The 1,835-nt window shown below is 67.5% G+C and carries 1 protein-coding gene; it reads left to right on the forward strand.

Annotation, left to right across the window (positions count from 1 at the left end; translation table 11 throughout):
* Positions 1–1,835 (forward strand): acetate--CoA ligase (gene acs / locus DIE11_RS35870; protein ID WP_124629845.1); only part of this gene is annotated, 1,835 nt, incomplete at both ends.

Consider the following 1,835-nt stretch of genomic DNA (forward strand, 5'->3'; position numbering starts at 1 on the left):
GCGACCATTTCCGGCATGCCGGCCTACCAGGCGCTTGCCGCCGAGGCCGAGCAGGATTACGAGGGCTTCTGGGCGCGTCTCGCGCGCGAGGGCCTCAGCTGGCACAAGCCGTTCACCAGGGTGCTCGACGAGAGCAATGCGCCGTTCTACAAGTGGTTCGACGACGGTGAGCTGAACGCGTCGTACAACTGCCTCGACCGTCACGTCGAAGCCGGCAACGGCGAGCGCGTCGCGGTGATCTTCGAGGCCGACGACGGCACCGTCACGCGCGTCACCTACGCCGATCTGCTGGCACGTGTATCGCGCTTCGCGAACGCGCTGAAGAAACGCGGAATCGGCAAGGGCGATCGCGTCGTCATCTATATTCCGATGTCGATCGAGGGCATCGTCGCGATGCAGGCCTGCGCGCGCATCGGTGCCACGCACTCGGTCGTGTTCGGCGGCTTCTCCGCGAAATCGCTGAACGAGCGGCTCGTCGACGTCGGCGCGGTCGCCCTCATCACCGCCGACGAGCAGGCGCGCGGCGGCAAGACGCTGCCGCTCAAGAGCATCGCCGACGAGGCGCTCGCGATGGGCGGCTGCGAAGCAGTCAAGAGCGTGATCGTCTATCGCCGCACCGGCGGCAAGATCGACTGGCACGCCGGGCGCGACCTGTGGATGCACGAGATCGCCGACGGCGAGCCCGACACGTGCGCACCGGAATGGGTCGGCGCCGAGCATCCGCTGTTCATCCTCTATACGTCGGGCTCGACCGGCAAGCCGAAGGGCGTGCAGCACAGCACCGGCGGCTATCTGCTGTGGGCCGCGCAGACGATGAAGTGGACCTTCGACTGGAAACCGACCGACGTGTTCTGGTGCACGGCCGACATCGGCTGGGTCACGGGCCACACGTACATCACCTACGGCCCGCTCGCGTGCGGCGGCACGCAGGTCGTGTTCGAAGGCGTGCCGACCTGGCCGGACGCCGGCCGCTTCTGGAAGATGATCAACGATCACAAGGTCACGGTGTTCTACACCGCGCCGACCGCGATCCGCTCGCTGATCAAGGCCGCCGAGGCCGACGACAAGGTTCATCCGAAGAGCTACGACCTGTCGAGCCTGCGCATCATCGGCACGGTCGGCGAACCGATCAATCCGGAAGCGTGGATGTGGTACCACAAGCACGTCGGCCAGGAGCGCTGCCCGATCGTCGACACGTGGTGGCAGACCGAAACCGGCGGCCACATGATCACGCCGCTGCCGGGCGCAACGCCGACGGTGCCGGGGTCTTGCACGCTGCCGCTGCCGGGCATCATGGCCGCGGTGGTCGACGAGACCGGCCAGGACGTGCCGAACGGGCAAGGCGGCATTCTCGTCGTCAAGCGTCCGTGGCCCTCGATGATCCGCACGATCTGGGGCGACCCGGAGCGCTTCAAGAAGAGCTATTACCCCGAGGAGCTCGGCGGCACGCTCTATCTGGCCGGCGACGGCACCGTGCGCGACAAGGACACAGGCTACTTCACGATCATGGGCCGCATCGACGACGTGCTGAACGTGTCGGGCCACCGGCTCGGCACGATGGAGATCGAGTCGGCGCTGGTTTCGCACGAGCTGGTTGCGGAAGCGGCGGTGGTCGGCCGCCCGGACGACACGACGGGCGAGGCGGTGGTCGCGTTCGTGGTGCTGAAGCGTTCGCGTCCGGAAGGCGAGGAAGCGGCGGCGCTCGCGAAGACGCTGCGCGACTGGGTCGGCAAGCAGATCGGGCCGATCGCGAAGCCGAAGGACATCCGCTTCGGCGACAACCTGCCGAAGACGCGCTCGGGCAAGATCATGCGGCGCCTGCTGCGCTCGCTCGC

This window comes from Burkholderia sp. Bp9012 (genome assembly GCF_003853825.1).
GTDB lineage: Bacteria > Pseudomonadota > Gammaproteobacteria > Burkholderiales > Burkholderiaceae > Burkholderia > Burkholderia diffusa.